The organism is Klebsiella sp. SYXHC3, from assembly GCF_057196925.1.
The window spans coordinates 159,078-183,957 of record NZ_JBXUNG010000004.1; the positions used below are offsets into that span (position 1 = coordinate 159,078).

At 58.0% G+C, this 24,880-nt stretch carries 23 protein-coding genes; 3 read left to right on the forward strand and 20 right to left on the reverse strand.

Annotated features, from left to right (window positions below):
• Positions 1–25: 25 nt before the first annotated feature.
• The 6 genes from argO to tkt all read right to left on the reverse strand — a co-directional run bounded on the left by argO (position 26) and on the right by tkt (position 7,670).
• Positions 26–667, reverse strand: coding sequence for an arginine exporter ArgO (gene argO, locus AC2CGP_RS12650; RefSeq protein WP_015703435.1), 642 nt, complete (start codon positions 665–667; stop codon positions 26–28).
• A 154-nt stretch (positions 668–821) separates the two neighbouring features.
• Positions 822–1,679 carry a small-conductance mechanosensitive channel MscS gene (locus AC2CGP_RS12655; protein ID WP_015369769.1) on the reverse strand — a complete coding sequence of 286 codons (858 nt, stop codon included), beginning with the start codon at positions 1,677–1,679 and terminating at the stop codon, positions 822–824.
• A 190-nt stretch (positions 1,680–1,869) separates the two neighbouring features.
• Positions 1,870–2,949 carry a class II fructose-bisphosphate aldolase gene (gene fbaA, locus AC2CGP_RS12660; protein WP_004144748.1) on the reverse strand — a complete coding sequence of 360 codons (1,080 nt, stop codon included), beginning with the start codon at positions 2,947–2,949 and terminating at the stop codon, positions 1,870–1,872.
• Between the two features lie 110 nt (positions 2,950–3,059).
• Positions 3,060–4,223 carry a phosphoglycerate kinase gene (gene pgk, locus AC2CGP_RS12665; RefSeq protein ID WP_015369762.1) on the reverse strand — a complete coding sequence of 388 codons (1,164 nt, stop codon included), beginning with the start codon at positions 4,221–4,223 and terminating at the stop codon, positions 3,060–3,062.
• Positions 4,224–4,274: 51 nt separating this feature from the next.
• Positions 4,275–5,294, reverse strand: a complete 1,020-nt coding sequence (epd, locus tag AC2CGP_RS12670) for an erythrose-4-phosphate dehydrogenase (RefSeq protein WP_015369761.1) — start codon at positions 5,292–5,294, stop codon at positions 4,275–4,277.
• Positions 5,295–5,678: 384 nt separating this feature from the next.
• Positions 5,679–7,670, reverse strand: a complete 1,992-nt coding sequence (tkt, locus tag AC2CGP_RS12675) for a transketolase (RefSeq protein ID WP_042897755.1) — start codon at positions 7,668–7,670, stop codon at positions 5,679–5,681.
• 279 nt (positions 7,671–7,949) lie between these two features.
• Here tkt and loiP point away from each other — a divergent pair, with 279 nt between their 5' ends.
• Both loiP and AC2CGP_RS12685 read left to right on the forward strand, forming a co-directional pair.
• The gene (loiP, locus tag AC2CGP_RS12680; protein WP_484502353.1) at positions 7,950–8,708 is read left to right on the forward strand and encodes a metalloprotease LoiP; all 759 of its coding nucleotides are present in this window, start codon (positions 7,950–7,952) and stop codon (positions 8,706–8,708) included.
• A gap of 377 nt (positions 8,709–9,085) precedes the next feature.
• Positions 9,086–10,354 (forward strand): OprD family outer membrane porin, encoded by a 1,269-nt coding sequence (locus AC2CGP_RS12685; protein WP_154105404.1) that lies wholly within the window; start codon positions 9,086–9,088, stop codon positions 10,352–10,354.
• Positions 10,355–10,490: 136 nt separating this feature from the next.
• Here AC2CGP_RS12685 and AC2CGP_RS12690 read toward each other — a convergent pair whose 3' ends face one another.
• From AC2CGP_RS12690 to AC2CGP_RS12755, 14 genes are all read right to left on the reverse strand, one after another.
• On the reverse strand, positions 10,491–12,131 hold the full coding sequence (locus tag AC2CGP_RS12690) for a thiamine pyrophosphate-binding protein (protein WP_046883090.1): 1,641 nt from the start codon (positions 12,129–12,131) through the stop codon (positions 10,491–10,493).
• A gap of 13 nt (positions 12,132–12,144) precedes the next feature.
• A complete protein-coding gene (locus AC2CGP_RS12695) occupies positions 12,145–13,614 on the reverse strand; it encodes an aldehyde dehydrogenase (protein ID WP_015703440.1) in 1,470 nt (489 codons plus the stop codon).
• A gap of 15 nt (positions 13,615–13,629) precedes the next feature.
• Positions 13,630–14,394, reverse strand: coding sequence for an aspartate dehydrogenase (locus AC2CGP_RS12700; RefSeq protein WP_015703441.1), 765 nt, complete (start codon positions 14,392–14,394; stop codon positions 13,630–13,632).
• A 9-nt stretch (positions 14,395–14,403) separates the two neighbouring features.
• The gene (locus AC2CGP_RS12705; protein WP_015703442.1) at positions 14,404–15,198 is read right to left on the reverse strand and encodes an SDR family oxidoreductase; all 795 of its coding nucleotides are present in this window, start codon (positions 15,196–15,198) and stop codon (positions 14,404–14,406) included.
• The gene (locus tag AC2CGP_RS12710; protein ID WP_484502354.1) at positions 15,182–15,952 is read right to left on the reverse strand and encodes an alpha/beta fold hydrolase; all 771 of its coding nucleotides are present in this window, start codon (positions 15,950–15,952) and stop codon (positions 15,182–15,184) included. Before AC2CGP_RS12710 ends, AC2CGP_RS12705 begins: the two co-directional genes overlap by 17 nt.
• Positions 15,953–15,961: 9 nt before the next feature.
• Complete coding sequence (locus tag AC2CGP_RS12715; protein ID WP_004152888.1) at positions 15,962–16,492, reverse strand: cupin domain-containing protein; 531 nt, start codon at positions 16,490–16,492, stop codon at positions 15,962–15,964.
• 10 nt (positions 16,493–16,502) lie between these two features.
• Positions 16,503–17,759, reverse strand: coding sequence for an MFS transporter (locus tag AC2CGP_RS12720; RefSeq protein ID WP_015703444.1), 1,257 nt, complete (start codon positions 17,757–17,759; stop codon positions 16,503–16,505).
• Between the two features lie 26 nt (positions 17,760–17,785).
• Positions 17,786–18,982 (reverse strand): NAD(P)/FAD-dependent oxidoreductase, encoded by a 1,197-nt coding sequence (locus AC2CGP_RS12725; RefSeq protein WP_015703445.1) that lies wholly within the window; start codon positions 18,980–18,982, stop codon positions 17,786–17,788.
• Positions 18,979–19,905 carry a VOC family protein gene (locus AC2CGP_RS12730; protein WP_004211386.1) on the reverse strand — a complete coding sequence of 309 codons (927 nt, stop codon included), beginning with the start codon at positions 19,903–19,905 and terminating at the stop codon, positions 18,979–18,981. Before AC2CGP_RS12730 ends, AC2CGP_RS12725 begins: the two co-directional genes overlap by 4 nt.
• An 88-nt stretch (positions 19,906–19,993) precedes the next feature.
• A complete protein-coding gene (locus AC2CGP_RS12735) occupies positions 19,994–20,782 on the reverse strand; it encodes an IclR family transcriptional regulator (protein WP_015703447.1) in 789 nt (262 codons plus the stop codon).
• A gap of 13 nt (positions 20,783–20,795) precedes the next feature.
• Positions 20,796–21,545 carry an SDR family oxidoreductase gene (locus AC2CGP_RS12740; protein ID WP_475702449.1) on the reverse strand — a complete coding sequence of 250 codons (750 nt, stop codon included), beginning with the start codon at positions 21,543–21,545 and terminating at the stop codon, positions 20,796–20,798.
• Positions 21,545–22,567 carry an aromatic ring-hydroxylating oxygenase subunit alpha gene (locus tag AC2CGP_RS12745; protein WP_032413044.1) on the reverse strand — a complete coding sequence of 341 codons (1,023 nt, stop codon included), beginning with the start codon at positions 22,565–22,567 and terminating at the stop codon, positions 21,545–21,547. Before AC2CGP_RS12745 ends, AC2CGP_RS12740 begins: the two co-directional genes overlap by 1 nt.
• A gap of 10 nt (positions 22,568–22,577) precedes the next feature.
• Positions 22,578–22,886, reverse strand: a complete 309-nt coding sequence (locus tag AC2CGP_RS12750; protein WP_004144765.1) for a recombinase-like helix-turn-helix domain-containing protein — start codon at positions 22,884–22,886, stop codon at positions 22,578–22,580.
• Positions 22,883–23,206, reverse strand: coding sequence for a Rieske (2Fe-2S) protein (locus AC2CGP_RS12755; protein WP_004151769.1), 324 nt, complete (start codon positions 23,204–23,206; stop codon positions 22,883–22,885). The genes AC2CGP_RS12750 and AC2CGP_RS12755 overlap by 4 nt, the downstream gene beginning before the upstream one ends.
• 427 nt (positions 23,207–23,633) lie before the next feature.
• Between AC2CGP_RS12755 and AC2CGP_RS12760 the strand changes: the two genes are divergently transcribed.
• Positions 23,634–24,854 carry an MFS transporter gene (locus AC2CGP_RS12760; RefSeq protein ID WP_213760123.1) on the forward strand — a complete coding sequence of 407 codons (1,221 nt, stop codon included), beginning with the start codon at positions 23,634–23,636 and terminating at the stop codon, positions 24,852–24,854.
• Positions 24,855–24,880 lie beyond the last annotated feature (26 nt).

Genomic DNA, 24,880 nt, shown 5'->3' on the forward strand with positions numbered 1-24,880 from the left:
GCTTACGCGCGGAAAGTCCATCGGACTAAGCCTGGTTGATGAGCATCTGTATATGTTGCAGGCCATCTTTTGCCAACTGCAGGGCGATAAACCACATCACCAGCCCGACAAGCACGTTGATGATTCGCTGCGCCCGCGCGGTACGTAAACGCGGCGCCAGCCACGCGGCCAGCAGCGCCAGGCCGAAGAACCATAAGAATGACGCGCTAATCGTCCCCAGTGCGAACCAGCGTTTGGGCTCGACCGCCAGCTGGCCGCCAAGACTGCCCAGCACCACGAAAGTATCGAGATACACATGAGGGTTAAGCCAGGTCACCGCCAGCATGGTGACGATGATTTTCCAGCGTCCCTGTTTCATCACCTCGGCGCTGGCCAGCTCGAGATTATTGCTCATCGCCGTCTTCAGCGCGCCGAAGCCGTACCATAACAAGAAGGCGACGCCGCCCCAGGTGACCAGCGCCAGCAGCCACGGCGACTGCATCAGCAGCGCGCTACCGCCGAAAATACCGGCGCAGATCAACGCCAGATCGCTAAGCGCGCACAACAGCGCAATCATTAAATGATACTGGCGGCGGATCCCCTGATTCATCACGAAAGCGTTTTGCGGCCCGAGCGGCAGGATCATCGCCGCTCCCAGCGCAAGTCCTTGAAAGTAATAAGATAGCATCGTTTAATTTTCCGGTTTCATCGTTAATGCCGGAGAATATAGCGCGCCGCCAACATTAGCGGAAATTGATAATTTTAATCATTAATAAGCAAAGCTAATACCCACAGACAAAAAAAGACCGGCGGTGCCGGTCTTGTGTCATTGCAGGTAGAAATTACTGCGCTTTTTCCTGCTGATTCACCATGTGTACGTCCATCTGCGGATACGGGAAGCTGATGCCGTTGGCGTCGAAATCACGCTTAATGCGCTCCAGCACGTCCCAGTAGACGTTTTGCAGGTCGCTGCTTTTGCTCCATACGCGAACCACGAAGTTCACCGAAGAGGCGCCCAGTTCGTTAAGGCGAACGGTCATTTCGCGATCGCGCAGAATGCGGTCATCGGATTCAATAATCGCGGTCAGCAGTTGTTTCACCTTATCGATATCGGCATCGTAGGAGACGCCGATAATAAACTCATTACGGCGCGCCGGCTCACGGGAGAAGTTAATGATATTGCCAGCGATGATTTTGCCGTTCGGCACCACCACGATTTTGCCATCGACGGTACGCAGAGTAGTGGAGAAAATCTGCACGTTCTGCACGGTGCCCGCGATACCGCCGAGATCGACATATTCACCGGCGCGGAACGGGCGGAACATCACCAGCAGCACGCCTGCGGCAAGGTTCGACAACGACCCCTGCAGCGCCAGACCCACGGCCAAGCCGGCGGCGCCCAACACGGCGATCACTGAGGCGGTCTGTACGCCAACGCGGCCCAGGGCAGCAATCAGCGTAAAGGCGATAATCGCATAGCGCACCAGCGCGGAGAGAAAATCGGCGACAGTCGCGTCGATCTTACGCGCCAGCATCAGGCGGTTGACGGTGTTAGAAACGATGCGCGCCACGATCATCCCGATGATCAGGATAACGATAGCGGCAACGATGTTGACGGCATAGCTCAGCAGCAACTCCTGGTTGCGCGCCAGCCAGGTCCCGGCATGGTTGATGCTATCGACAACGTTCAAATCTTCCATTTAACATTCCTTATGAATCCCCATACGGGTAATAAAAAAACCAAACCAGAAAAATGACAATCAGGTTATAGGGTAAACAATAAGTGCGGATTTTGCCAAACCGATCACAGTTTGTTGACGAGATTTAGTCTGGGAAGATAAATAAAAAAGCCCGCATTATGCGGGCTTTCAGGTAAGAAAGAGAATTTTCTTACAGAACGTCGATCGCGTTCAGCTCTTTGAATGCCTGCTCCAGACGGGTCACCATAGAGGTCTGAGCGGCACGCAGCCATACGCGCGGATCGTAGTATTTCTTGTTCGGCTGGTCTTCGCCTTTCGGGTTGCCCAGCTGGCCCTGCAGGTAAGCTTCGTTCGCTTTGTAGTACTGCAGGATACCGTCCCAGGTCGCCCATTGGGTGTCGGTATCGATGTTCATTTTCACAACGCCGTAGCTGACGGAGTCTTTGATTTCCTGAGCGGAAGAACCGGAACCGCCGTGGAAGACGAAGTTCAGGCTGTTGTGCGGCAGGTTGTGTTTCTTAGAAACATATTCCTGAGAGTCGCGCAGGATAGTCGGAGTCAGAACCACGTTACCCGGCTTGTAAACGCCGTGTACGTTACCGAAGGAAGCGGCGATGGTGAAGCGCGGGCTGATTTTGCTCAGCTCGGTGTACGCGTAATCAACGTCTTCCGGCTGGGTGTACAGTGCGGAAGCGTCCATGTGGCTGTTGTCCACGCCGTCTTCTTCACCGCCGGTGCAGCCCAGTTCGATTTCCAGAGTCATGCCCATTTTAGCCATGCGAGCCAGGTACTTAGAGCAGATCTCGATGTTTTCGTGCAGGGATTCTTCAGACAGGTCGATCATGTGGGAAGAGAACAGCGGTTTGCCGGTGGCAGCGAAGTGTTTTTCACCCGCGTCCAGCAGACCGTCGATCCACGGCAGCAGTTTCTTCGCGCAGTGGTCAGTGTGCAGGATAACCGGCACACCGTAGTGTTCAGCCATCTGGTGAACGTGATGCGCGCCAGAGATAGCGCCGAGGATAGCAGCGCCCTGCGGAACGTCAGTTTTCACGCCTTTGCCCGCGATGAACGCAGCGCCGCCGTTAGAGAACTGTACGATAACCGGAGAACGAACTTTCGCAGCAGCTTCCAGAACGGCGTTGATGGAATCAGTACCCACGCAGTTTACCGCTGGCAGAGCAAAGTTGTTTTCTTTAGCTACCTGGAACACTTTCTGAACGTCGTCGCCAGTGATGACGCCCGGTTTTACGAAATCAAAAATTTTAGACATGTTACTTAGTCCTGTATCTGTATCTTCGACCGTTGAAGAAGGTTCGCGAGCTGTACAAAATTGTACGTTAGCGCGCTGAAAAACAGGCGGGTTTCCCCGCCTGAACTAAATTACTGCTTAGCGCGCTCTTCGAGCATTGCTACTGCCGGCAGAACTTTGCCTTCCACGAATTCGAGGAATGCGCCGCCGCCAGTGGAGATGTAGGAGATTTTGTCAGCGATGCCGAACAGGTCGATCGCCGCCAGGGTGTCACCGCCGCCTGCGATAGAGAAGCCTTCGCTGTCTGCGATAGCATTAGCGACGATTTCAGTACCTTTACGGAAGTTCGGGAATTCGAATACGCCAACCGGGCCATTCCACAGAATGGTTTTGGCGTTTTTCAGGATTTCAGCCAGTTTCTGTGCGGAAACGTCGCCGAGGTCCAGAATCTGCTCGTCATCTTTGATGTCGTTAACGGATTTCAGGGTCGCAGTGGCGGTTTCAGAGAACTCGGTAGCGACGCGAACGTCAGTCGGAACCGGGATATCGCAAGTGCTCAGCAGGCGCTTAGCTTCGTCAACCAGGTCCGCTTCGTACAGGGATTTACCGACGTTGTGGCCTTGAGCGGCAACGAAGGTGTTAGCGATACCGCCGCCGACGATCAGCTGGTCAGCGATTTTGGACAGAGAGTCGAGAACGGTCAGTTTGGTGGAAACTTTAGAACCGCCAACGATAGCAACCATCGGACGAGCCGGCTCTTTCAGCGCTTTACCCAGCGCGTCGAGTTCAGCGGCCAGCAGCGGGCCTGCACAAGCGACATCGGCGAATTTACCGATACCGTGGGTGGAAGCCTGCGCGCGGTGCGCGGTACCGAAAGCGTCCATGACGAATACGTCGCACAGCGCAGCGTATTTCTTAGACAGTTCTTCGTCGTCTTTTTTCTCGCCTTTGTTGAAGCGAACGTTTTCCAGAACCACCAGTTCACCGGCAGCAACGTCAACGCCATCCAGGTAATCTTTAACCAGACGAACCGGGTTAGACAGTTTGTCTTTCAGGTAATTAACAACCGGCAACAGAGAGAATTCTTCGTTGTACTCGCCTTCGGTCGGACGACCCAGGTGAGAAGTAACCATTACTTTAGCACCCTGTTTCAGCGCCAGTTCGATGGTCGGCAGGGAGGCGCGGATACGCGCGTCGCTGGTCACTTTGCCATCTTTAACCGGTACGTTCAGATCAGCACGGATGAAAACGCGTTTACCAGCCAGATCCAAATCGGTCATCTTAATTACAGACATGGTGAATCCTCTCGTTGATTCTTGATAAAGTTTTGCAAGCGCCGCAGCGCCTTACCTGAAACCTTGCGCGGCCATCGCTAACGTCGTGTCGAGCATCCGGTTAGCAAAGCCCCATTCGTTATCGCACCAGACCAACGTTTTGATCAGATGCGCGCCACTGACCCTGGTTTGCGTGCCATCGACGATGGCGCTGTGCGGGTCGTGGTTAAAATCTGTCGAGACCAACGGTAATTCCGTATAGTCAACTATACCATGAAATGCTCCCTGTGCTGCTTTTTGCAGCAACTGGTTGACTTCACAGGCCTTTACCGGTTTTTTCACCGTCACGCTCAGGTCTATTGCGGTGACGTTAATCGTCGGTACGCGTACCGCGATCGCCTCAAAACGGTCGTTAAACTGCGGGAAAATACGGGTGATCCCCGCCGCAAGTTTAGTATCAACCGGAATAATTGACTGGCTGGCCGCACGGGTGCGCCGCAGATCCGGGTGATAGGCATCGATCACCTGCTGGTCGTGCATCGCGGAGTGGATTGTCGTGACCGTTCCTGACTCAATGCCGTAGGCATCATCTAGCAGTTTAATGACCGGAATAATGCAGTTGGTAGTGCAGGAGGCGTTGGAGACAATGCGGTGCTCCGCGCGCAGTTCATCATGGTTGACGCCGAAGACTACCGTTGCGTCGAGATCGTTGCCGCCAGGATGTGAAAAGAGCACTTTCTTCGCGCCAGCCTGAAGATGGGCTTCGCCATGTTCACGGCTACCGTATACGCCGGTACAGTCCAGCACCACATCTACCGCCAGCTCCTGCCAGGGCAGCGCGGCGATAGAAGGCTCATGCAGTAGACGAATGACGTCATCGCCGACATACAGCTGTTCCCGCTCCTGGCGAACATCCCAGGAAAAACGGCCATGGCTGGTGTCGTACTTCAATAAATGCGCGATGCCTGCGGCATCCGCCAGTTCATTGATCGCCACCACGGTGATTTCCGCACGACGCCCGGATTCATACAAAGCGCGAACCACGTTGCGTCCTATGCGACCGAAGCCATTAATCGCGATGCGTATGGTCATAGGTCTCCTGCAAGGTTATCCCTGATTTGAGGTGGCTGACAGAGTAATCCAGCAACGCCTTTAGGGGAACCTTACCTGTCGCAAACTGCGACTGATTGATTAATTGTCGAACATTTATACGACTGAAACGCTTCAGCTAGAATAAGCCAAAGTCGGAATAAAAGGAATCTTTGTCCAGAGCAATAAACCAGCTATATGACTTGCGTCACATTTTCTTTGGAATAATTTACAGGATAGTTACATGTTCGAGGAATAGCGCCTACAAAAAGCCAGGTGGCGAGATAAAAGCAAAACGGTAACCCAGGGGTTACCGTTTTTGGTGTTCGCACCCTCTCCCACAGGAGAGGGTTGAGGTGCGGGCATCAGCCCGCACCGTACCAGCGATTACAGCAGTGCTTTCGCTTTGGCGACAACGTTGTCAACGGTGAAGCCGAACTCTTCAAACAGCTGCTCTGCCGGCGCAGACTCACCGAAGGTGGTCATGCCAACGATGGCGCCGTTCAGGCCAACGTATTTGAACCAGTAGTCCGCGATACCGGCTTCTACCGCTACGCGGGCAGAAACGGCTTTCGGCAGTACGGATTCACGATAGGCCGCATCCTGCTTGTCGAACGCGTCGGTGGACGGCATGGAGACCACGCGCGCCTTCACGCCTTCAGCGGTCAGTTTGTCCCACGCGGCAACCGCCAGTTCCACTTCTGAACCGGTGGCGATGAAGATCAGTTCCGGCTGGCCGGCGCAATCTTTCAGCACATAACCGCCGCGGGCCACGTTTGCCAGTTGCTCTTCGGTACGCTCCTGCTGCGCCAGGTTCTGACGGGAGAGGATCAGCGCGGTCGGGCCGTCCTGACGCTCTACGCCATATTTCCACGCAATCGCGGATTCAACCTGGTCACACGGACGCCAGGTGGACATGTTCGGCGTGACGCGCAGGGAGGCCACCTGCTCAACCGGCTGGTGAGTCGGGCCATCTTCGCCCAAACCGATGGAGTCGTGGGTGTAGACCATCACCTGACGCTGTTTCATCAGCGCCGCCATACGTACCGCGTTACGCGCATATTCCACGAACATCAGGAAGGTAGAGGTGTACGGCAGGAAACCGCCGTGCAGCGAGATACCGTTGGCAATCGCGGTCATACCGAATTCACGTACGCCGTAATGGATGTAGTTACCGGCGGTGTCTTCGTTGATCGGCTTAGAGCCGGACCACAGGGTCAGGTTGGACGGCGCCAGGTCGGCAGAACCGCCGAGGAATTCCGGCAGCAGCGGGCCAAACGCTTCGATGGCGTTCTGCGATGCTTTGCGGCTGGCGATCTTCGCCGGATTGGCCTGCAGCTTAGCGATGAACTCGTTAGCTTTGGCGTCGAAGTCAGACGGCATTTCGCCTTTCATACGGCGGGTGAATTCGGCTGCTTCCTGCGGGAAGGCTTTCGCGTAGGCGGCAAACTTGTCGTTCCACGCGGCTTCTTTCGCCTGGCCGGCTTCTTTCGCATCCCACTGCGCATAGATGTCAGACGGGATTTCAAACGGGCCGTATTTCCAGCCCAGCGCTTCGCGGGTCAGCGCGATTTCCGCGTCGCCCAGCGGCGCGCCGTGGGAATCATGGGTGCCTGCTTTGTTCGGCGAACCGAAGCCGATGATGGTTTTGCACATCAGCAGGGACGGTTTGTCGGTGACCGCGCGCGCTTCTTCTACCGCGCGTTTGATGGCGTCAGCGTCGTGACCGTCAACGCCGCGCACCACGTGCCAGCCGTAGGCTTCAAAGCGTTTCGCGGTATCGTCGGTGAACCAGCCTTCAACGTGACCATCGATGGAGATGCCGTTGTCATCATAGAACGCCACCAGTTTACCCAGTTTCAGGGTACCGGCCAGGGAGCACACTTCGTGAGAAATGCCTTCCATCATGCAGCCGTCGCCCATGAAGGCGTAGGTGAAGTGATCAACGATGTCGTGCCCTGGACGGTTAAACTGCGCCGCCAGCGTTTTTTCCGCGATAGCCATACCGACTGCGTTAGCGATCCCCTGGCCCAGCGGGCCGGTGGTGGTTTCCACGCCTGCGGTGTAGCCGACTTCCGGGTGGCCCGGAGTCTTGGAGTGCAGCTGACGGAAGTTTTTCAGTTCTTCAATCGGCAGATCATAACCGGTGAGGTGCAGCAGGCTGTAAATCAGCATGGAGCCGTGACCGTTGGACAGCACGAAGCGGTCGCGATCGGCCCAGGACGGGTTCTGCGGGTTATGGTTCAGGAAATCACGCCACAGGACTTCGGCAATGTCAGCCATGCCCATCGGGGCGCCAGGGTGGCCGGATTTGGCTTTCTGTACAGCGTCCATGCTCAGCGCACGAATAGCGTTGGCAAGCTCTTTACGTGAGGACATTTTGACTCCAGTTCGGATGTTATAAGGCCATGCCCTTAACGACTTGACGAGAGCGCGTTTTGGGCTACGCCGGAAAAAAGTGTGAACAATGTAACCCAAGCGACAAAGCATGTACATGGAGCATCCTTTTGCCCATTAAGAAATCTCTGGAACACGTTGTGCTGCCGCGGAATCCACTCGCCCGGATCATGAGATACTATTTATACTTTGCACAGGACGAGGCGGGTCCGTCGTCGCCCATTATTCAGATAAAAAACCATAAGATTGTGGAAGATAAAAATGAAAATTCGCTCAACCCTTCTTGCCTTCGGGATCGCAGCAACGTTAACCGGATGTCAGAACATGGACTCCAACGCCCTGCTGAGCTCGGGCGCGGAAGCATTCCAGGCCTACTCTCTTAGCGACGAACAGGTAAAAACCTTAAGCGACCAGGCGTGTAAAGAGATGGACGCCAAAGCCACTATTTCTCCGGCCAGCAGCGAGTACAGCAAACGCCTGAGCAAGATTGCCGCGGCGCTGGGCGATAACATCAACGGTCAGCCGGTCAACTATAAGGTTTATGAAACAAAAGACGTCAACGCCTTCGCGATGGCCAACGGCTGCATCCGCGTTTATAGCGGCCTGATGGACCTGATGAACGATAATGAAGTGGAAGCGGTTATCGGCCACGAAATGGGCCACGTTGCGTTGGGCCACGTGAAGAAAGGCATGCAGGTCGCGCTGGGCACCAACGCCGTGCGCGCGGCGGCGGCCTCCGCTGGCGGCATCGTCGGCAGCCTGTCTCAGTCGCAGCTGGGCGATCTCGGCGAAAAACTGGTGAACTCGCAGTTCTCCCAGCGCCAGGAGTCGGAAGCGGACGACTACTCTTACGACCTGATGCGTAAACGCGGCATCAATCCATCGGGACTGGCCACCAGCTTCGAAAAACTGGCCAAGCTGGAAGCCGGCCGTCAGAGCTCCATGTTTGACGATCACCCGGCATCGGAAGCCCGCGCGCAGCATATTCGAGATCGCATGAAGGCCGACGGTATTAAATAAGCGACAGCGGGAGGCATTATTGCCTCCCTTTTTTATATACCCGTAAAAATATTTAGCCGCATCAATTGATAATTTAAGCGCACAAACCGTTAATTATTATCACAGCGCATCACAGCCAATTATTTTATGCCCGGCGATTCAGAAATATATTATTTGGTAAATTAAAAAGGCCGCACACTATCTGGCTTCCAGAATCGTCTTTAGCCGAATAATAAATAGTCCACCCCTTACTACCTGGCGCACGGCTCATGCGCCATACAGCCTGTTTCCGGCTGCAATAACTGCTCACACAATGATTGCTTTCGACATTATTTCAGGAGAATATCTGACTGGCAGTGATTCCCTTGAATATATCGACAGACAGAGAAGTGCCCTCAGTGAAAAAAGAATTACCATTACTCGCACTTGGCATTATTGCCGCCGCGCCGGCTTTCGCCAGCCAACAATCTATCAGTCAGGGCTTTATTGAAGACAGCCACCTCGATCTCTTTTTACGTAACGCTTATATCAAACGCGATTATCGCGATGGTTTGCCGGATAAAGCCGAATGGGGTCAGGGTATCATCGCTACCTTCGAGTCCGGCTTTACTCAAGGGCCGGTCGGCTTCGGCGTTGACGGCATTGCGCAGTACGCCGTGCGCCTCGACGGCGGCCGCGGCCGCAGCGGCGCGGGCGGTATCGACTTTTTCGCCCAGGATGACGATGGCCGCGCGAAGTCCGATTTAGCAAAATTTGGCGCTACCGCTAAAATGCGCTTCTCGAATACCGTACTCAGCTACGGCAGCCAGCGCCCGATGCTGCCCATCGTCTACGCCGATGACTCGCGGCTGCTGTACGAGAGCTATACCGGTACCATGCTGACCTCAAGAGAAATCGACGGTCTGGAAATTAACGCCGGTTATCTCACCGATCAGCAGCGCAAAAGCGACGACAGCCACAATAGCGGCCTGAAGAGCCTGACCTTTGGCGGCGCCAGCTATCAATTCAACGACCAACTTAGCGGCGCGCTTTACGCTTCGCACGTCGAGGACGTGCTGAATAAGCAGTATCTCGGCCTGAACTACAAGCAGCCGTTCGCCGCCGACCAGCAGCTGATTGTTGACTTCAATGGCTATAACTCGCGCTTAGATCAAGAATATGCCGACGCCAATGACACCGGGCGCAGCAACAGCATCTGGAGCCTGGCCGCCAGCTACATCTGGGATATTCATACCTTTAAAGTCGCTTACCAGCAAAGCAGCGGCAGCACCGGCTACCACTACGGCGGGTATCAGAATCAGGGCGGCGTTGGCGATGGCGGCAACACCATCTGGCTGGCTAACTCCTACTGGTCCGATTTTAACGGCGAGGATGAACGCTCCTGGCAGGCCTCCTATGGCCTGGATTTTGCCGGACTGGGCGTACCGGGCCTGAGCTGGACCACCGCCTACGTTCGCGGCGATAACATTAAAACCGCCGAGACCAGCAACGGCAAAGAACACGAATGGTTCAACCAGGTGCAGTACCAGGTGCAAAACGGCATGGCGAAAGATTTGAAATTGAGACTCCGCTATTCGGTGCTGCGCGTTTCCAGCAACGCCAGCGACTATAACGTCAGCGGTAATGAAGTGCGGTTCTACGTCGAATATCCGTTTAACGTGTTTTAACCGTGTCATGAACCCTCTCCTGTGAGCCGGCCCTCTCCCGGCTCGCAGGAGCAACCGTCCGGCGCCTTGATTAACCCCCTGTGCCGTGCGGTACCCTCTCCCCGGAAGGGAGAGGGTTGGGGTCACTGGGTTATCATTAATACAGCGTCTTCTGCGGCGGGCCGGCAAAGCGCAGTGCGCCAATCTGGCCCATTTTCACTTCCACCACCGATGGCCCCGGCATCGCCAGCGCCTCGGTCATCACCGCCTGGAAATCCTCAGCGCGTTCCACGCTCCACGCCTGCAGGCCAATCGCCTGCGCCAACAGGGTAAAGTCCGGCGTGTGCAGCTCGTTGTAATACTGGCGGCCGCCAAAGTACTTATCCTGAATACCGCGCATCACGCCGTAGCCGCCATCGTTCATAATCAACAGCGTCACGTTGGCCTTCTCCTGCGCCAGAGTCGCCAGTTCGCCAAGGTTGAGGCTCAGGCCGCCGTCGCCGACCAGGCCGACCACTTTCCGTTGCGGATTGGCAATCGCGGTACCCACCGCCATCGGTAGCCCCATACCGATGGCGCCGGCCAGAGAATGGATATTCATCAACGGGCCGTGAGCGCGGAACAGGCGGCTGCCCCACAGGCTGCCGGAAACGGTAATATCGCGCACCAGGATGCCGTCATCGGGCAGCGCCTGCGCAATCGCGTCATTCAATTTAGCGTAAGCGCCGCACTGGTCGCGCAGCCCCTGCTCCGCCGCCTCTACCGCCGCTTTAAGCTGGCTATCCCAACGCGCATCGCCCCACATCCGGCCCTGTACTCGCGTCGCCAGCGCGTCTAATAAAGCGCGGCAGTCCGCCACCAGCGTGTTGTCCATCAGGTAGTTACGGCTGGCCGCCGCCGGGTCGATATCAATCTGCACCCGCGGCGTGGGCAGTTCCAACGTCCACGAGCGCGTTTCGTTACTGCGTAGCCGGGAACCGGCCACAAGTGTGAAATCACATTGTGAAATCAGCGCTTCAACCGAGGGAGAATTATGAAACGCGCGTAGGCTGGCGCGATGGCTGTCCGCCAGAATGCCGCGGCCGTGGGTACTGGAAATCACCGTCACCCCGGCATCCGCCAGCGTCTTCACCGCCTCGCCGCTCTCTAACGCGCCGCCGCCAAGCCACAGCAGCGGCTGCTTCGCCTGCTTAAGCTGCGCCCACAGCGCATCGACCAGCGACGCTTCTGGCTCAACCGCCGGAGCGCGTTTCAACGGCGCGGTCAGCAGTGAAAGCGGAATTTTGGCGCTCTGAATATCGATGGGAATTTCCACCGAGACCGGGCCGCACGGCGGCGTCTGCGCCTCCTGAATCGCCTTATGCAGGATAGCCACCGCCTGGTTGGCGTTGCTAATGCGGTAAGCGCGCTTCGAACTGGCTTTAAGGAAGGTCAACTGATCGCGGGTTTCATGAATAAAACCGGTGTCGGCGTCCAGCCAGGCTTTTTCGACCTGTCCGGTCAGGTGCAGCAGCGGCGTACCGGCGTTCATCGCCTCAACCAGCGCGCCAACCGCATTACCCGCGCCCGCGCCGGTACTGGTCAGCGCCACGCCGAGCCCGGAAAAACGGCCGTGGGCGTCAGCCATGGTCACCGAGCCCGCTTCACCGCGCGCCGGAACAAAGCGGATTTTTTCCCGCTGGCCGACGGCGTCGGCGATCGGCAGGTTATGGATAGAAATGACGCCATAAATGGCTTCAACGTGATACTGCTCCAGCGTTCTGGCGATGGCATCGCCGACGGTTATCATTTCGCTCATTGCTCACCCTTTCTCAGTCGCACCAGTGGTTGACGCTATTACCCGTCGCCAGATAAATGCTCTTTTGTTGCATCCAGGCTTTCAGCCCCTGGATCCCTTTTTCGCGGCCCAGACCGCTCTCTTTAAAGCCCCCAAACGGGGTCGAAATGGAGAAAACTTTGTAGGTGTTGATCCACACCGTACCGGCTTCCAGTTGCTCGCTCAGACGCAGCGCGCGGCCGGTATCGCGCGTCCAGATCCCCGCCGCCAGTCCGAAGACCGAATCATTGGCCTCGCGGATCAACGCCGCTTCATCGTGAAAACGCATTGCCACCAGCACCGGCCCGAAGATCTCTTCCTGGCAAACGCGGGCCTGATTGTTCAACCCTTCAATGATGGTCGGCAGGAAGTAGCTCCCCGCCGCCAGCGCCGGATCCGCCGGGATCTCGCCGCCGCATAGCACGCTGCCGCCTTCGCGTTTCGCCAGCTCGACGTACTCCAGCACGCTCTGGCGGTGTTTATCGTTGATCAGCGGCCCGACGTGGGTGCCAGCGCTGAACGGATGACCAACCCGCAGCCCTTGGGTTAACTCCAGCAGGCGGGCCATTAATTGCGGATACACTTTGTCATGGACAAACAGCCGCGAGCCGGCAATGCAGGCCTGACCGCCGGAGCTGAAAATGCCGTAGCAGATGCCCCGCGCCGCCTGTTCGATATCGGCATCTTCCAGCACGATGGTCGGCGATTTGCCGCCCAGCTCCAGCGACGCCGGGATCAGCTTTTCCGCCGCCACGTGCGCCAGGTGACGTCCGGTGGTGGTGCCGCCGGTAAAGGAAATTTTGCGCACCTTAGGATGGCGGGCCAGCGCATCGCCGATAATCGATCCTTTACCCGGCAGCACGCTCAGCAGTCCGGCGGGTAAACCGGCCTGCTCAAAGATCTTCGCCAGCTCCAGCGCCATGAGCGGCGTGGCTTCCGCCGGTTTGAGGATCACCGCATTTCCGGCGGCGATCGCCGGGGCCACCTTCTGCATTTCGCTGGCGATCGGCGAGTTCCACGGGGTGATCGCCGCCACCACGCCCAACGGCTCATAGCGGCTCAGAGTCAATAGATCCGTCTGCCGCGGCGTCGGCAATTCCCCTTCCAGTAGTTCGCAGGCGGCGGCAAAATAGCGCGCCGTCCCCGCCGCGCTCATCACCAGCCCTCGCGCTTCCGCCAGCGGTTTACCGTTATCGCGGCTCTGCTTTTGGGTGAGCGCATCAAGCTGTGCTTCAATCAGATCGGCGACTTTATGCAGGATCTTCGCCCGCTGATGCGGCAGCATCGCCCGCCACGTTGGCTCCCGCCAGGCGCGATCGGCGCAGTCGATCGCCTCCTGTAAATCATCGAGGCTTGCCGCATACAGCGCCGCGTTAATAGCGCCATCCGCCGGAAACTGGCTGTGCATCAAATTGCCGCCGCCGCGACGCCACTGGCCGCCGATAAAAATGTCTAATTCGTCCATCTCAGCCTCTCTGCGTTATGCCAGTTCACGGCAGGCGCGTACCGCGCTCAGTGCCGCGAGGGTCGATGTTTTCGGATTGCTGGCGAGCGGCAGGCCGCTCAGCTCCAGGTGAAACTCGCCGAACAATCCTTCGGCGTGTAGCGTATGGGTGTTGCGTTGCGTCGCCGGATCGACCATCAGCTGTACTCGGGTCGCGTCAAGGCCGATACCGCCCAGCGCGATGGTTGCCGCCACGTTGGCATTTGCCGGGAATAGCCGCGCCGCCTCGCGGGCGCTGCCTTCGAAGAAAATTTGCGCTTCATTGACCGCGCTGAGGTCGATAAGCTGTTCGGCATAGCTGCCGCGCCAGCTGGCCGGGCTTTTACGCGACTGATAGGTCACTCGTTCAAGCCCCCCCTCTTTGGCCGCCGCCAGGCCGTCAATCCCGGCTACTGCGCCAGCCAGCAGCGTCAACTTGCCGCCCGCCTGACGTAAACGCTGTTCCAGTTCGCTGTCCGCCAGCGCGCCGGTCGAGATCACCGCCAGATGCCAGCCGCGCGCCAGCACCGCTTCGCCGTACTGCGCGACCGCCTGCTGGCTGGCGCATTCCAGCACCAGATCCGGCGTCTCTTCGCACTGCAGCGGATCGGTAAGCGGCGTCACCGTGTGGCCGAACTGCTGGCGGATCGCCGCATGATGCGATTCGCGGGCGACGATCCAACCCAACGTCACCTGCGGCGGCAGGCGTTCAATCACCGCCTGCGCCATCGCGCCATAGCCGATTAACATGACCTTTTTCATCATCTTTCCTTACAGATGGCGGCAGAAACCGCCGGAAACGTCCAGCGCCGCGCCGGTGGTAAAGGAGGCCAGCGGCGAAGCGAGGAATAGCAACGCCTGTGCCGGTTCCTGCGGTTTGCCGAGGCGCGCCATCGGGATCCCGCGTTTGCGGGCGATATCAGCGGTCCACTGCGGCCAGCTCTGGCTCTTATCGCTGCGGTTTTCGAAACGGCGCTGCCACTGCCCGGATTCGACCATTCCCAGCAGGATGGAATTCACGCGGATGCCTTTCTCCACCAGCTCTTTCGACAGGGTCAGCGTCATATTGAGCAGCGCGGCGCGGGCAGCAGAGGTGGCAATCATGTGCTCTTCCGGCTGCAGAGCCAGCAGCGAGTTCACACAGGTAATCGAGGCGATATCCGACTGTTCAAGCTGCGGCTGGAAGGCCTTTACCGGGTTAATCACGCCGAACAGTTTCAGTTCGGCTTCGTGCAGCCAGGCCTCGCGCGGCGTATCGGCGAAGTGGGCGACATAGCCCTGCCCGGCGTTATTAATCAGCATGTCGGCGCCGCCGAAACGCGCGGCGACCGCATCAGCGAAGGCCTGAACTTCCGCTTCATTCAGTACGTCGCAGCGCCAGGAGAACACCTCGCCTTCTGGATATTCGTTTTGCAACGCCGCATGGGCGCTGGCCAGCCGATCCGGGTTGCGGCCACAAAACGCGACCTTCGCCCCTTCGCCCAGCAGCAGGCGCAGCGTTTCAAAGCCGATCCCTGACGAGCCGCCGGTGACTACCGCGACGCGTCCTTCAATTTGTGCATTCATCGCGCACCTCTTCCCCTATGCGTAAAAGCAGTTGATTAAAAAAGGTTTCGTTATCGAGATAGCTGGCATGTCCAGCCTGCGGGATGGCGATGTAAGGAGCGCCGTAACGCAGCGCCACTCCCTGCACCAGCTCCGGTTGGGTAATGGCATCCTGCTCGCCGCACCACACCGAGAGACGACCGCGATAGTCGGCAAGCCAGCGGTGGATGTCGTCATGCGCCAGCATCCAGGCGGCGGCGAGATAGCCTTCGCTACGCAGCCTGCGCATACCTGCCGCCACCGTCGCCACATCGGCTTCGCGCGCGCCGGGGCGCAGCAGTTTTGCCGCCCGCCCCTGCGCCATCGCCTCACCGCCCAGCGCCATCTGCTGTTGACGTCCCTGCCAGACTTTTTCCCGCTGTGCGGCTTCCGCCTGGCCGTAGCCCTGCGCGACGTCGGCGAGCACCAGGTAAAGCACCCGCTGCGGGTATTTCGCGGCGAAGGCGGCCGCCACCAGCGCGCCCAGCGAATGGCCGACCAGTATGGTTTGCTCTACTCCAGCGCGGTCCAGCATTCGCGCCAGGGCGTCGGCGTAATCACCGGCAACCGCCGGCGTTGCCGCCAGCATCGGGCTCTCGCCATAACCGGGCATATCCCAGGCCAGCACGCGGTAGCCGGGCAGCGTCATCTGTTTATGCCAGGAGGCCGCGCCGGAACTGATGCCGTGCAACAGCGTCAGCGGAATACCGCTTCCTTGTTCACGAAAACCCGTCATCATTGCCCCTTAGTTACGTTTTACTTTTGCCAGCGGGTGATCTTCCGGGTAGGTCGGAATATGCGGCTTATGGGTGCCAAGCATCACGCACATCAGCGCCTCTTCTTCGCCGTGGTTAAACAAACCGCGGTAAATTCCAGGCGGCACCGAGATCAGATCGCGTTCGCGCAGCACGGTTTCGGTATAGTTGTCGCCGTCCTGAATCATCAGGGTGATCTGCCCTTTGAGCATGAAGAACACCTCTTCTACGTCATCATGCAGGTGCAGCGGGCCTTCACATTTGGACGGCAACACCATGGTGGAGAAGGTGAAGTGCTCGGCCGGAACGGTGTTGGTATCACTGGCGACGCCGGTGGCGCCGGTGCCGATGTAGCGCATCTGCGCGCGGCGATATTTCGGATCGAAATCGGCCTGGAATTTCAGCGCATTCCAGTCGTATTTACGGCCTTCAAAGCGCGCGATACGCGACTCCACCCACTCTTCCATCGTCAGATGGTCAGGTTTCAAACTCTGTTTTGCAGTTACGGTTGAATCAGTCATCGTTTTATCCTCAGTAACGTCTCAGCAGCGGCAGTAACAGGGCGCAGCCCACCGCCGCCATCACCGCCAGAAAAATCAGCCCGGAATCCATGCTATGGGTGAAGGCGATAAGCGCGCCCATCACCGCCGGCGATAGCGCCCCGGCAAAGTTTCCCAGCCCGTTGAAAATTCCACCCGCCGTGGCGCTGACCCGTGGATGGGTCGCTTTAGCCAGCAGCGCGAAAATGTTTGGCGCGCCGGTGCCCCACATAAAGGTGCTAAAACTCATCGCCGCGATCACCGGCAACGGCGCGCTAAAATGCATCACCGCCGCCAGCCCGATTCCGGCGCCCGCCAGGGAAATAAAGCAGGCGGCGGCGCGCTTATCGACGCGGTCGGACAGCCAGGCGCCGATAATTTCGCCCAGCAGCATGGCGATAAACGGCATCGACGACAGCCAGCCGGCGTGTTCCAGATGAATGCCTTTGCCTTTAATCAGGTAGCCCGGCAGCCAGCCGTTGATCCCCCACAGATAGGCGAGAAAGGCGATGTTGAAAATGCAGATCATCCAGAAATGCGGACTCACGAAGAGCTCGCGACGCGCGCTGCGGCGTGCTTCCTGCGACGTTTTATCGCTGCCGACTTTCGCCTCCAGCTGCACGCCGCGCAGCCCGATGCGCACAAAAATCAGCACCGGTACCGTCAGCATCGCCATCACGAAAAAGGTGCTCTGCCAGCCGAAGGTATTGAGTAGCCAAATTGACAGCGGGAAACCCAGCGCCGCGCCAACCGGCGTGCCAAGCAGCCACAGCATGGTGGCGCGAGCCTGTAGCCGCTGCGGGAAAGTGTGGCGCACCACGGCGAACGCCAACGGGAACAGCGGCCCTTCAGCAATACCCAACAGGATGCGCAGCGTCACCATCAGCGCGTAGTTGTGGGTGAAGCCCATGATCACCATCAGGATGCACCACACCACCATCATTCCAGTTAGCAAGCGCAGCGGCGCAATCCTGTCGCCAAGACCGCTTAACAACACTGACGAGAAGCCGTAGCTCAACAGAAAGGCGCTCATCAAAATGCCCAGCCGGGTGGTATCGAAATCGATCCCCATCGCCTGCTGGAAATGGCTATCGGAAAACAGCGCGGCGATGCTGATTTTGTCGAAAAACGCCAACAGTACGCAGGCCAGCAGCGACAGCGGAATGGCCCAACGAACCGCCTTTTCAGGCGTGCGGACGCCCTCGCCGCTCGCCTCAGCAGGCGCGGCGTTAGTCTCTAATGTGGTCATTTCTCCCCCTTAAGGGTTCGCGTTAATTATCGCAATGACATCAGCGAGAAAGTCGGGTCAGCGAGCGGGACGTCAGAGAGATCCCTCCCCGCCGCCATCCAGCGCTTCGCCAGCTTCACGGTACGTGCATTATTGAAGGCCACCAGTTGCGTTAAACGTCCATCGGCATTCAGCGAGAAGTAGAGCGCGCCCTGCGGCTCGTCACGCACGATGGTGCGGCTGCCAGCCTGCGGGATCCCCAGGATCTGGATATTGCGATCGTATTGATCCGACCACAGCCACGGCGCCTCGTCGTAGCCGCTGGCCTGCGGATCGAGCATCGCTTTCGCCGTAGCGATCGCCTGATTTTGCGCAAAGGCCCACGACTGAATGCACAGGCCGTACTGATGGTGCTGGGCGACATCGCCGGCGGCGAAAATCGCCGGATCGCTGCTGCGCCCCTGGGCATCGACGACAATTCCGCGCTCGACAGTGAGCCCGGCATCGCGCGCCAGTTCGAGATTCAGATCGACGCCGATCCCCACCACCACCGCGTCGAAGGTTTCCCGCTGGCCATCGCAGTGCAGCGTCGGCAGGCCGTTATCATCTTCCAGCTCCAGCGCGCCGCAGCCGCGGCGAATATCAACGCCCTGCCCGCGATGCAACTCATCCAGCGCCTGCGAGACCTCCATACTGACCGAGCGCATGCACAGCGCCGGCTGCTGTTCATAAAGGGTCACGGCTACGCCGCTTTTGCGCGCCGAGGCGGCGATTTCGAGGCCAATCCAGCCGCCCCCGACGATCGCCAGCCGCGTTGCCGATGCCAGCCGCTGCTTCAGACGCTGCGCGTCCTGCCAGTGGCGCAGGGTATAGACCTGCGGATGCTGCGCCCAGGCCTCGGACGGCAGCCGCGCGCGGCCGCCGGTGGCGATCAGCAGTTGGTCGTACGCCAGCGTTTCGCCGTTGCTCAGCGCCAGGGTTTTATTTTGCCGGTCGATCGATTCCGCGCGCAGCGGGCGGTACCAGCGCAGATCCAGCGCCTGTTGCGCCTCGGCGCTGAATAACCGCGGCAGCGCCGGTTCGGCCTCCAGCAATGCCGCTTTCGACAGCGGCGGGCGCTCGTAAAAATCCCATTGCTCTTCGGCAACCACGCAAATCTCGCCGCTAAACCCTTCATCACGCAGCGTTTTCGCTGCCCAGCCGCCAGCCTGGCCGCCGCCGATAATGACTATCCGCGCCGTCATACCGCCTCCGGTTTTTTCTGCTGGCGACGGGTATCGTGATCGATACCGCCTTCCACCGCCCATTCGGTAAAGGACACGAGTGAATGCTCCAGCTCGCGCGGCTGCCAGTTTTCCGTCAGATAGTCATCGTTGGTGTAGTACTCAAAAGCGCCGCCGGTCGGGCTGTTGACATACCAGAAGTAGGCCGAGGAGACCGGATGGCGGCCGGGACCGATAAACGTGCTCCACGCGTTTTTATTCATCGCAATGCCGCCGCCGATCACTTCATGAATATCCCGTACGGTAAACGCGACGTGGTTTAGCCCGCGCTTGCGGTTGGGCAACTGCAATAAGAAGAGGTTATGGTGTCCGCCGCGCACGCCGCAGCGCAGGAACACCGCGCGATTGATGTAGCGGTCTGACACCTGAAAGCCGAGTACTTCGCGATAGAAACTTTCCACCGCCGCCAGTTCTTCCACGAAGAACACCACGTGGCCGACATTAATCGGCTGCGCGCGGTCGTACACCGGGCTCGGGGTGTCGATGCGACGCACATCGCCCCACTGGTTGATCGGTTCAACGTTCAGTTCAACCGCCGTTTGCTGGCTAACCTGCACCCGCAGCGTCATACCGTTAGGGTCGCGGCACTCCAGCGCGCCGTCGATTTCACGGAAAGCGGGCTGACGTTCCATCTTCGGGCGCAGCGCATCCAGCGCCGCCCGATCCGCCACGCCCCAGGTCATGCGACGCAGGGTGTTGCCGGCCTCAAAGGCTGGCGGCAGGTCGGCGGCATCGGTCGGGTTAAGTTCGACCCGCGCGCCGCTGAGGGTGGTAAACGCGCGGCCGCTGGCGTCGCCGGTCAGGCCAAAATCGCGCATAAATTTGGCGCTGTGGTTCAGGTCGTCTACGCCAAATTCCAGCTTTTCAATTCCGGTAATACTCATTATTCGTCGCCTCTTTACCGTTCAGTCGCCCGAATTTGGGCGTAAAACATGCCCGACGCAATCAAGCGCCTGCTGTTAAGTTGTTGATTTAACTTGCCTGTGACAAATATCCGAGGAAGCCGGAAATTTTGTCCGCTGCCATACTGACGTCGTTCTGCAACCGTTCGCGATCGCTTTGCGGGATCTCGTCCGACGGCACCAGAATGCTGACGACCGCCGCCACCCGGCCGCTGCGGTCAAAGACCGGATAGACAATCGATGAGATGCCGTGGCGATAGAACGATTCGCCAATCACGTAGCCGCGGGCTTTATCCTGCTGCACCATCTGCCACAGCGCTTCGCGGTCGTACAGCTGGCCCGGCGTATTGCCCGGCAGACGTTCATTCGGGAACAATTGTTCAAACTCGCTGCGGGAAACATCGGTCAGCAGCATGCGGCCAAGCGAGGTGCAGTGCACCGGTAGCCGCGTTCCGACGCTGACCTGATTGATACGCGAACCGGCGGCGCTGACGCGGGCGATGTAGATAATGTCGCGGCCGTCGCGGATCGCCAGATGGCTGCTGCACTGGCTGATATCGCGTAGTTGCTCGATGACCGGCTGACCCACCTGAGCGACATCCAGTGAGGCGATATATTCAAAGCCCAGACGCAGAACGTTCATGCCCAGCGAAAAGGTATTGGTGCGGGCATTGCGCTCGAGAAAGCCCATATATTCCAGCGTCTGCACCACGCGATAGGCGGTCGCTTTCGGCATATCCACCAGCCGATGCAGCTCGGCAAAGGTCAGATCGCGATGCTGTTCGCCAAACGCCAGCAGCAGTTGTAAACCGCGCTCCAGACCCGGTACCAGGTACTTCACTTCCTGATCGTTCGCCATACCGCCTCACTTGTTAGTTAAAGACAAAACCGCCGTTGACCGGGATCAGTTGGCCGGTGATAAAGCGCGAAAGATCGCTCAGCAGCCAGACCACGCTGCCGGTGACATCTTCCGGCTGCTGCGCGCCGCTGAGCGCGCGGCCGTTCTCATACAGATGATGACGCTCGGCGGGAACGTATTCCGTGGCCTCAACGCGGGTCAGTCCCGGCGCGATGGCGTTGATACGGATCCGCTTTTCACCCAACTCGCGGGCCATGGAGCGGGTCATCGCAATCACCGCGCCCTTACTGGCGACATAGGCCATCAGCCGCGGCGCGCCCCACAGCGCGGTATCCGAAGCGACGTTGACGATCGCCGACCCTGCGCGCAGCAGCGGTACCGCCTCGCGGGTCACCAGCCAGGTGCCTTTGACATTGACCGTCATCACCCGATCCCACAGGTCCGGATCGTAATCGATCATATTTTTACCGCCGACGCCGGTGGCCATCGCCGCGTTATTGACTAAGCCATCGATAGGCCCCTGCGCGCCGATGGCGCTGAAGACCTGCTCGATCGACGCTTGGCTGGCAAGATCGATGGCGTGGGATTCGATCTGATAGCCCTTCTGCTGCAGGCGATGAGCGCTTTCCGCCAGCTCCCCCTGCAGGATGTCGCACATCACCACCGTCGCGCCCTGCGCGGCGCAGGCTTCGGCAAAGTGGTAACCGAGGCCGCGCGCCGCGCCGGTGACGACAATACGTTTACCGTTCAGCAGGCCGTTCATCAGGCGGCACCCTGCTGCGCTTCGCGAAGCGCTAACTGCTCTTTCGCCGCTTTCTGCATCATGCGGCGCAGGCGGGACAAACCGACGTCATGTTGATAGAGATATTCATGATCGCGGGCGTTCGGCGCCAGGCTTTCCAGCACCACGCGATCCTGTTCCAGTACCTCCCAGTGCAGTTTTTCCAGACGGTTGCGGTACATAAAGCGCCACAGATCGCGCTGCCAGCCTTGAACGCCGCGGATGCGCCAGAAGAAGACGCGGCAGTTGTCGTTATCTTCCGGAACCACCATGCCGACGATCCAGAAGTGGCCGCCCGGCCCGAAACGCTTTTTGTACGGAATAGACAGGCGCATCCAGTAGGCGCCGCTGTTGCCCAGTTCAACCCAGTCAAAGTTGACGCCGCTCTGCCCTTTTTTCTCGAAGATAAAGCCGGTTTTCGTCGGCTGCAGCACCATATCGGCTTTGCGATCGCCTTCCGCCATCGAATGCGATGACGAGTGCAGATAGGTACCGTGCATCGGGTCCATCACGTTTTCCAGCGCGTACTGGTAGTTGCATTTCCACGCCGCGGTGCACAGGAAGTTACTGTATTTTTCGTGGTCGGCCAGTTCCTCCGGGAAGCTCAGTTCATCAGGCTGCTGGTCGGCGGTGACGCCGAACCACAGGAAGATTGCCCCGTGCGCTTCCTGCACGTTGTAGCTGCGCACGCACTGCTGGCCGACCAGCGGGCAGCGGTCAACCGCCGGGACGTCTTTAACTTCGCCGTTGCCGGCGACTTCCACGCCGTGATACCAGCAGGCGATACGATCGCCTAAGTTCCAGCCCATCGACAGACGCGCGCCGCGATGCGGGCAGCGGTCTTCCAGCGCCTGCACCTGACCGTCTTTATTCCGCCAGACCACGATCTGCTCGCCGAGACGGGTAATGCCTACCGGCGCAGACTGCACTTCCCAGCTCGCCAGCACCGGATACCACAGGCCGCGCAGTCCTTTATCAAGATAGTTTTGTACCGTTGTCGTCATCGCTGTGTCCTCAGTAGCCGTTAACCTGTAAAAATGCCTGGAAGCTGCTTTCGCTCCACGGTTCGCCCTGTTGGTCATGCATCCTGACGCCATTGAGGCCGTTCACCAGTTCACCGAGACTTTCCGCGCCCTGCTCGAACAACGTTTCCAGGGTGGCGATAAGCTGCAGTTCCCAGTTTTCCGGCACCCGGCTGCGGGTTTGCCAAATCAGATTGTGATAGTCGCCAGGCTTATGGATATTGCCGTTTCCGCCTTCCGCCGGTGGCGTAAACTGGCGGCTTTCCGGTAGCGCCGGGTTGAAGTCCAGGGATTCGCTCATGCCACGTTCTCCTCGATAAAGGTAATCTGGATCTGATTGTCGTATACCCGCACCGGGTAACGATTAAGGTTGCGACCGCCGGGGCCATGCAGGCACTGGCCGGTTTTGACGTCGAATACCGCCTCATGCAGCGGGCATTCCACCTTGCCATCTTCGACAAAGCCCTGGCTCAGGAGCGCATAGGCATGAGGGCAAACGTCTTCCAGCGCGTAATATTCGCCATCAATCAGATAAATACCGATTTCCTTACCGTCGATATTGCCGCTATATGGGAAATCTTCCTGTACTTGCTCCGCGTCACATACGCCTATCCAGCTCATCGCAATCCTCCAGGCTTTTGTTTCATATATGAAACTCTGTTTCTTATTTAATACGGTCAATATAAAAGCGGTGAATGTTTCGTCAAGCATTAATGTGACGAACTTGTTAATGAATGGCTTTTAAATTAGCTAAGTGTGCAATTGATCACGAAAAACTGCATTCAGATGAAATGATGATATTTAAAGCGGTGATCCATTATAAATAAAAATGCCGATTTAAATTTCACATACGACTATTGACTTCTTTTCAAATCGATCATTAAAAATGGGCAATAGCGGAAACCATGGTGTTTCACCCATGAAACAACTCTTTATTTAATCATTTAAAAACAATGAGTTTCACAGGTGAACCATTTTACTCATGTAACTATTTCTGGCGTTAAAAAATAATAACTGGCAATCATTAAATTAAGCGTGGAGACAACGAATGGCGGCAAGATGGCAAGGGGTAATAGCATTACTTTTGTTAATAATTATTTCCTACGTCGATCGGGTAAATATCTCGGTGATGATCCTTAACCCGGAATTCGCTGCCCATTTTCAGTTAAATGAAAACAGAATGTTACAAGGCATGCTAATGACATGCTTTCTTCTGGGTTATGGGTTTTCGGCATTATTATTAACACCAGTTATAGAAAGTAGATGGCATTATCGTCAGGGACTGTTAAGCAGCATTGCGATATGGGCGCTGGTGTGCGCCATTTCCCCGTTACTCGGTTCACTAATGGGAATGTTAATCGCGCGCATTGTTCTTGGCGTGGCGGAGGGGCCGCTGTTCTCACTGAAAACGCGCTTTATCAACGACAACTTCGCCGCCGATGAAATAGGCAAGCCGAATGCGCTGACCGCCCTTGGCGTATCGTTGGGGCTGGCGGTAGGCTTCCCGCTGGTCACCTGGCTGATGGCGCACGTTGGCTGGATCGGCTCCTTCTACGCGCTGGCGCTGCTTAACCTGCTACTCGGCGGCGGATTAATCTGGCGGTTTCTCCCCGCGCCACAAGTAACCTCACAGCGCGCGAAGCCGGGTTTCAGGCAGACTTTCGCCCTCGCCTGGCGTACGCCGCTGCTTGGCTGGATCCTGCTGGTAGAAATCGCCACACTCAGCTATCTGTGGGGGAGTAGCGCCTGGTTGCCCGCCTGGCTGCGAGACGAGCACCACTTCTCGCTACAGGCTACAGGCCTGCTGGCGGCTGTCCCCTTTCTGTTAAGCCTCGGCTCAAAGTTTCTTGGCGGCGTGCTCCTCGACAAAATGCGCCCGGAGCAGGCGCCGCTGCTGTTTATTATCGGCGGCCTACTCACCGCCGGTTCTGTGCTGGCGCTGATGCTCAGCCAGCAGCCGGCGATGCTGGCATTGTTTATGCTGGCGGCGAACGTTTTCTGGGGATTACAGGGGGCGGCGATCCCCGCGGTGGTTCAGCATCACGCCCCGCGCGAAGCGGTGGGCAGCGCCTATGGGATCATTAACGGCATTGGCAATATTTGCGCGGCGTTTATTCCGCTGCTGATGGGAGTGGTGATGAAATCGGTGGGATCGGTCAGTTCAGGTTTTTCCGTTCTGGTGGCATCGCAGCTGATCACGCTGTGCGCCGGCGGCGTACTGCTGCTGCGCATGCGTCGCGCAGCAGCAGTAAATACCTCTATCCCCTAAATAATTCGAGTTGCAGGAAGGCGGCG

Coding starts and splice junctions, on each gene's coding strand:
- argO (WP_015703435.1), bottom strand. CDS start 667: ATGCTATCTTATTACTTTCAAGGACTTGCGCTGGGAGCGGCGATGATC.
- AC2CGP_RS12655 (WP_015369769.1), bottom strand. CDS start 1,679: ATGGAAGATTTGAACGTTGTCGATAGCATCAACCATGCCGGGACCTGG.
- fbaA (WP_004144748.1), bottom strand. CDS start 2,949: ATGTCTAAAATTTTTGATTTCGTAAAACCGGGCGTCATCACTGGCGAC.
- pgk (WP_015369762.1), bottom strand. CDS start 4,223: ATGTCTGTAATTAAGATGACCGATTTGGATCTGGCTGGTAAACGCGTT.
- epd (WP_015369761.1), bottom strand. CDS start 5,294: ATGACCATACGCATCGCGATTAATGGCTTCGGTCGCATAGGACGCAAC.
- tkt (WP_042897755.1), bottom strand. CDS start 7,670: ATGTCCTCACGTAAAGAGCTTGCCAACGCTATTCGTGCGCTGAGCATG.
- loiP (WP_484502353.1), top strand. CDS start 7,950: ATGAAAATTCGCTCAACCCTTCTTGCCTTCGGGATCGCAGCAACGTTA.
- AC2CGP_RS12690 (WP_046883090.1), bottom strand. CDS start 12,131: ATGAGCGAAATGATAACCGTCGGCGATGCCATCGCCAGAACGCTGGAG.
- AC2CGP_RS12695 (WP_015703440.1), bottom strand. CDS start 13,614: ATGGACGAATTAGACATTTTTATCGGCGGCCAGTGGCGTCGCGGCGGC.
- AC2CGP_RS12700 (WP_015703441.1), bottom strand. CDS start 14,394: ATGAAAAAGGTCATGTTAATCGGCTATGGCGCGATGGCGCAGGCGGTG.
- AC2CGP_RS12705 (WP_015703442.1), bottom strand. CDS start 15,198: ATGAATGCACAAATTGAAGGACGCGTCGCGGTAGTCACCGGCGGCTCG.
- AC2CGP_RS12710 (WP_484502354.1), bottom strand. CDS start 15,952: ATGACGGGTTTTCGTGAACAAGGAAGCGGTATTCCGCTGACGCTGTTG.
- AC2CGP_RS12715 (WP_004152888.1), bottom strand. CDS start 16,492: ATGACTGATTCAACCGTAACTGCAAAACAGAGTTTGAAACCTGACCAT.
- AC2CGP_RS12720 (WP_015703444.1), bottom strand. CDS start 17,759: ATGACCACATTAGAGACTAACGCCGCGCCTGCTGAGGCGAGCGGCGAG.
- AC2CGP_RS12725 (WP_015703445.1), bottom strand. CDS start 18,982: ATGACGGCGCGGATAGTCATTATCGGCGGCGGCCAGGCTGGCGGCTGG.
- AC2CGP_RS12730 (WP_004211386.1), bottom strand. CDS start 19,905: ATGAGTATTACCGGAATTGAAAAGCTGGAATTTGGCGTAGACGACCTG.
- AC2CGP_RS12735 (WP_015703447.1), bottom strand. CDS start 20,782: ATGGCGAACGATCAGGAAGTGAAGTACCTGGTACCGGGTCTGGAGCGC.
- AC2CGP_RS12740 (WP_475702449.1), bottom strand. CDS start 21,545: ATGAACGGCCTGCTGAACGGTAAACGTATTGTCGTCACCGGCGCGGCG.
- AC2CGP_RS12745 (WP_032413044.1), bottom strand. CDS start 22,567: ATGACGACAACGGTACAAAACTATCTTGATAAAGGACTGCGCGGCCTG.
- AC2CGP_RS12750 (WP_004144765.1), bottom strand. CDS start 22,886: ATGAGCGAATCCCTGGACTTCAACCCGGCGCTACCGGAAAGCCGCCAG.
- AC2CGP_RS12755 (WP_004151769.1), bottom strand. CDS start 23,206: ATGAGCTGGATAGGCGTATGTGACGCGGAGCAAGTACAGGAAGATTTC.
- AC2CGP_RS12760 (WP_213760123.1), top strand. CDS start 23,634: ATGGCGGCAAGATGGCAAGGGGTAATAGCATTACTTTTGTTAATAATT.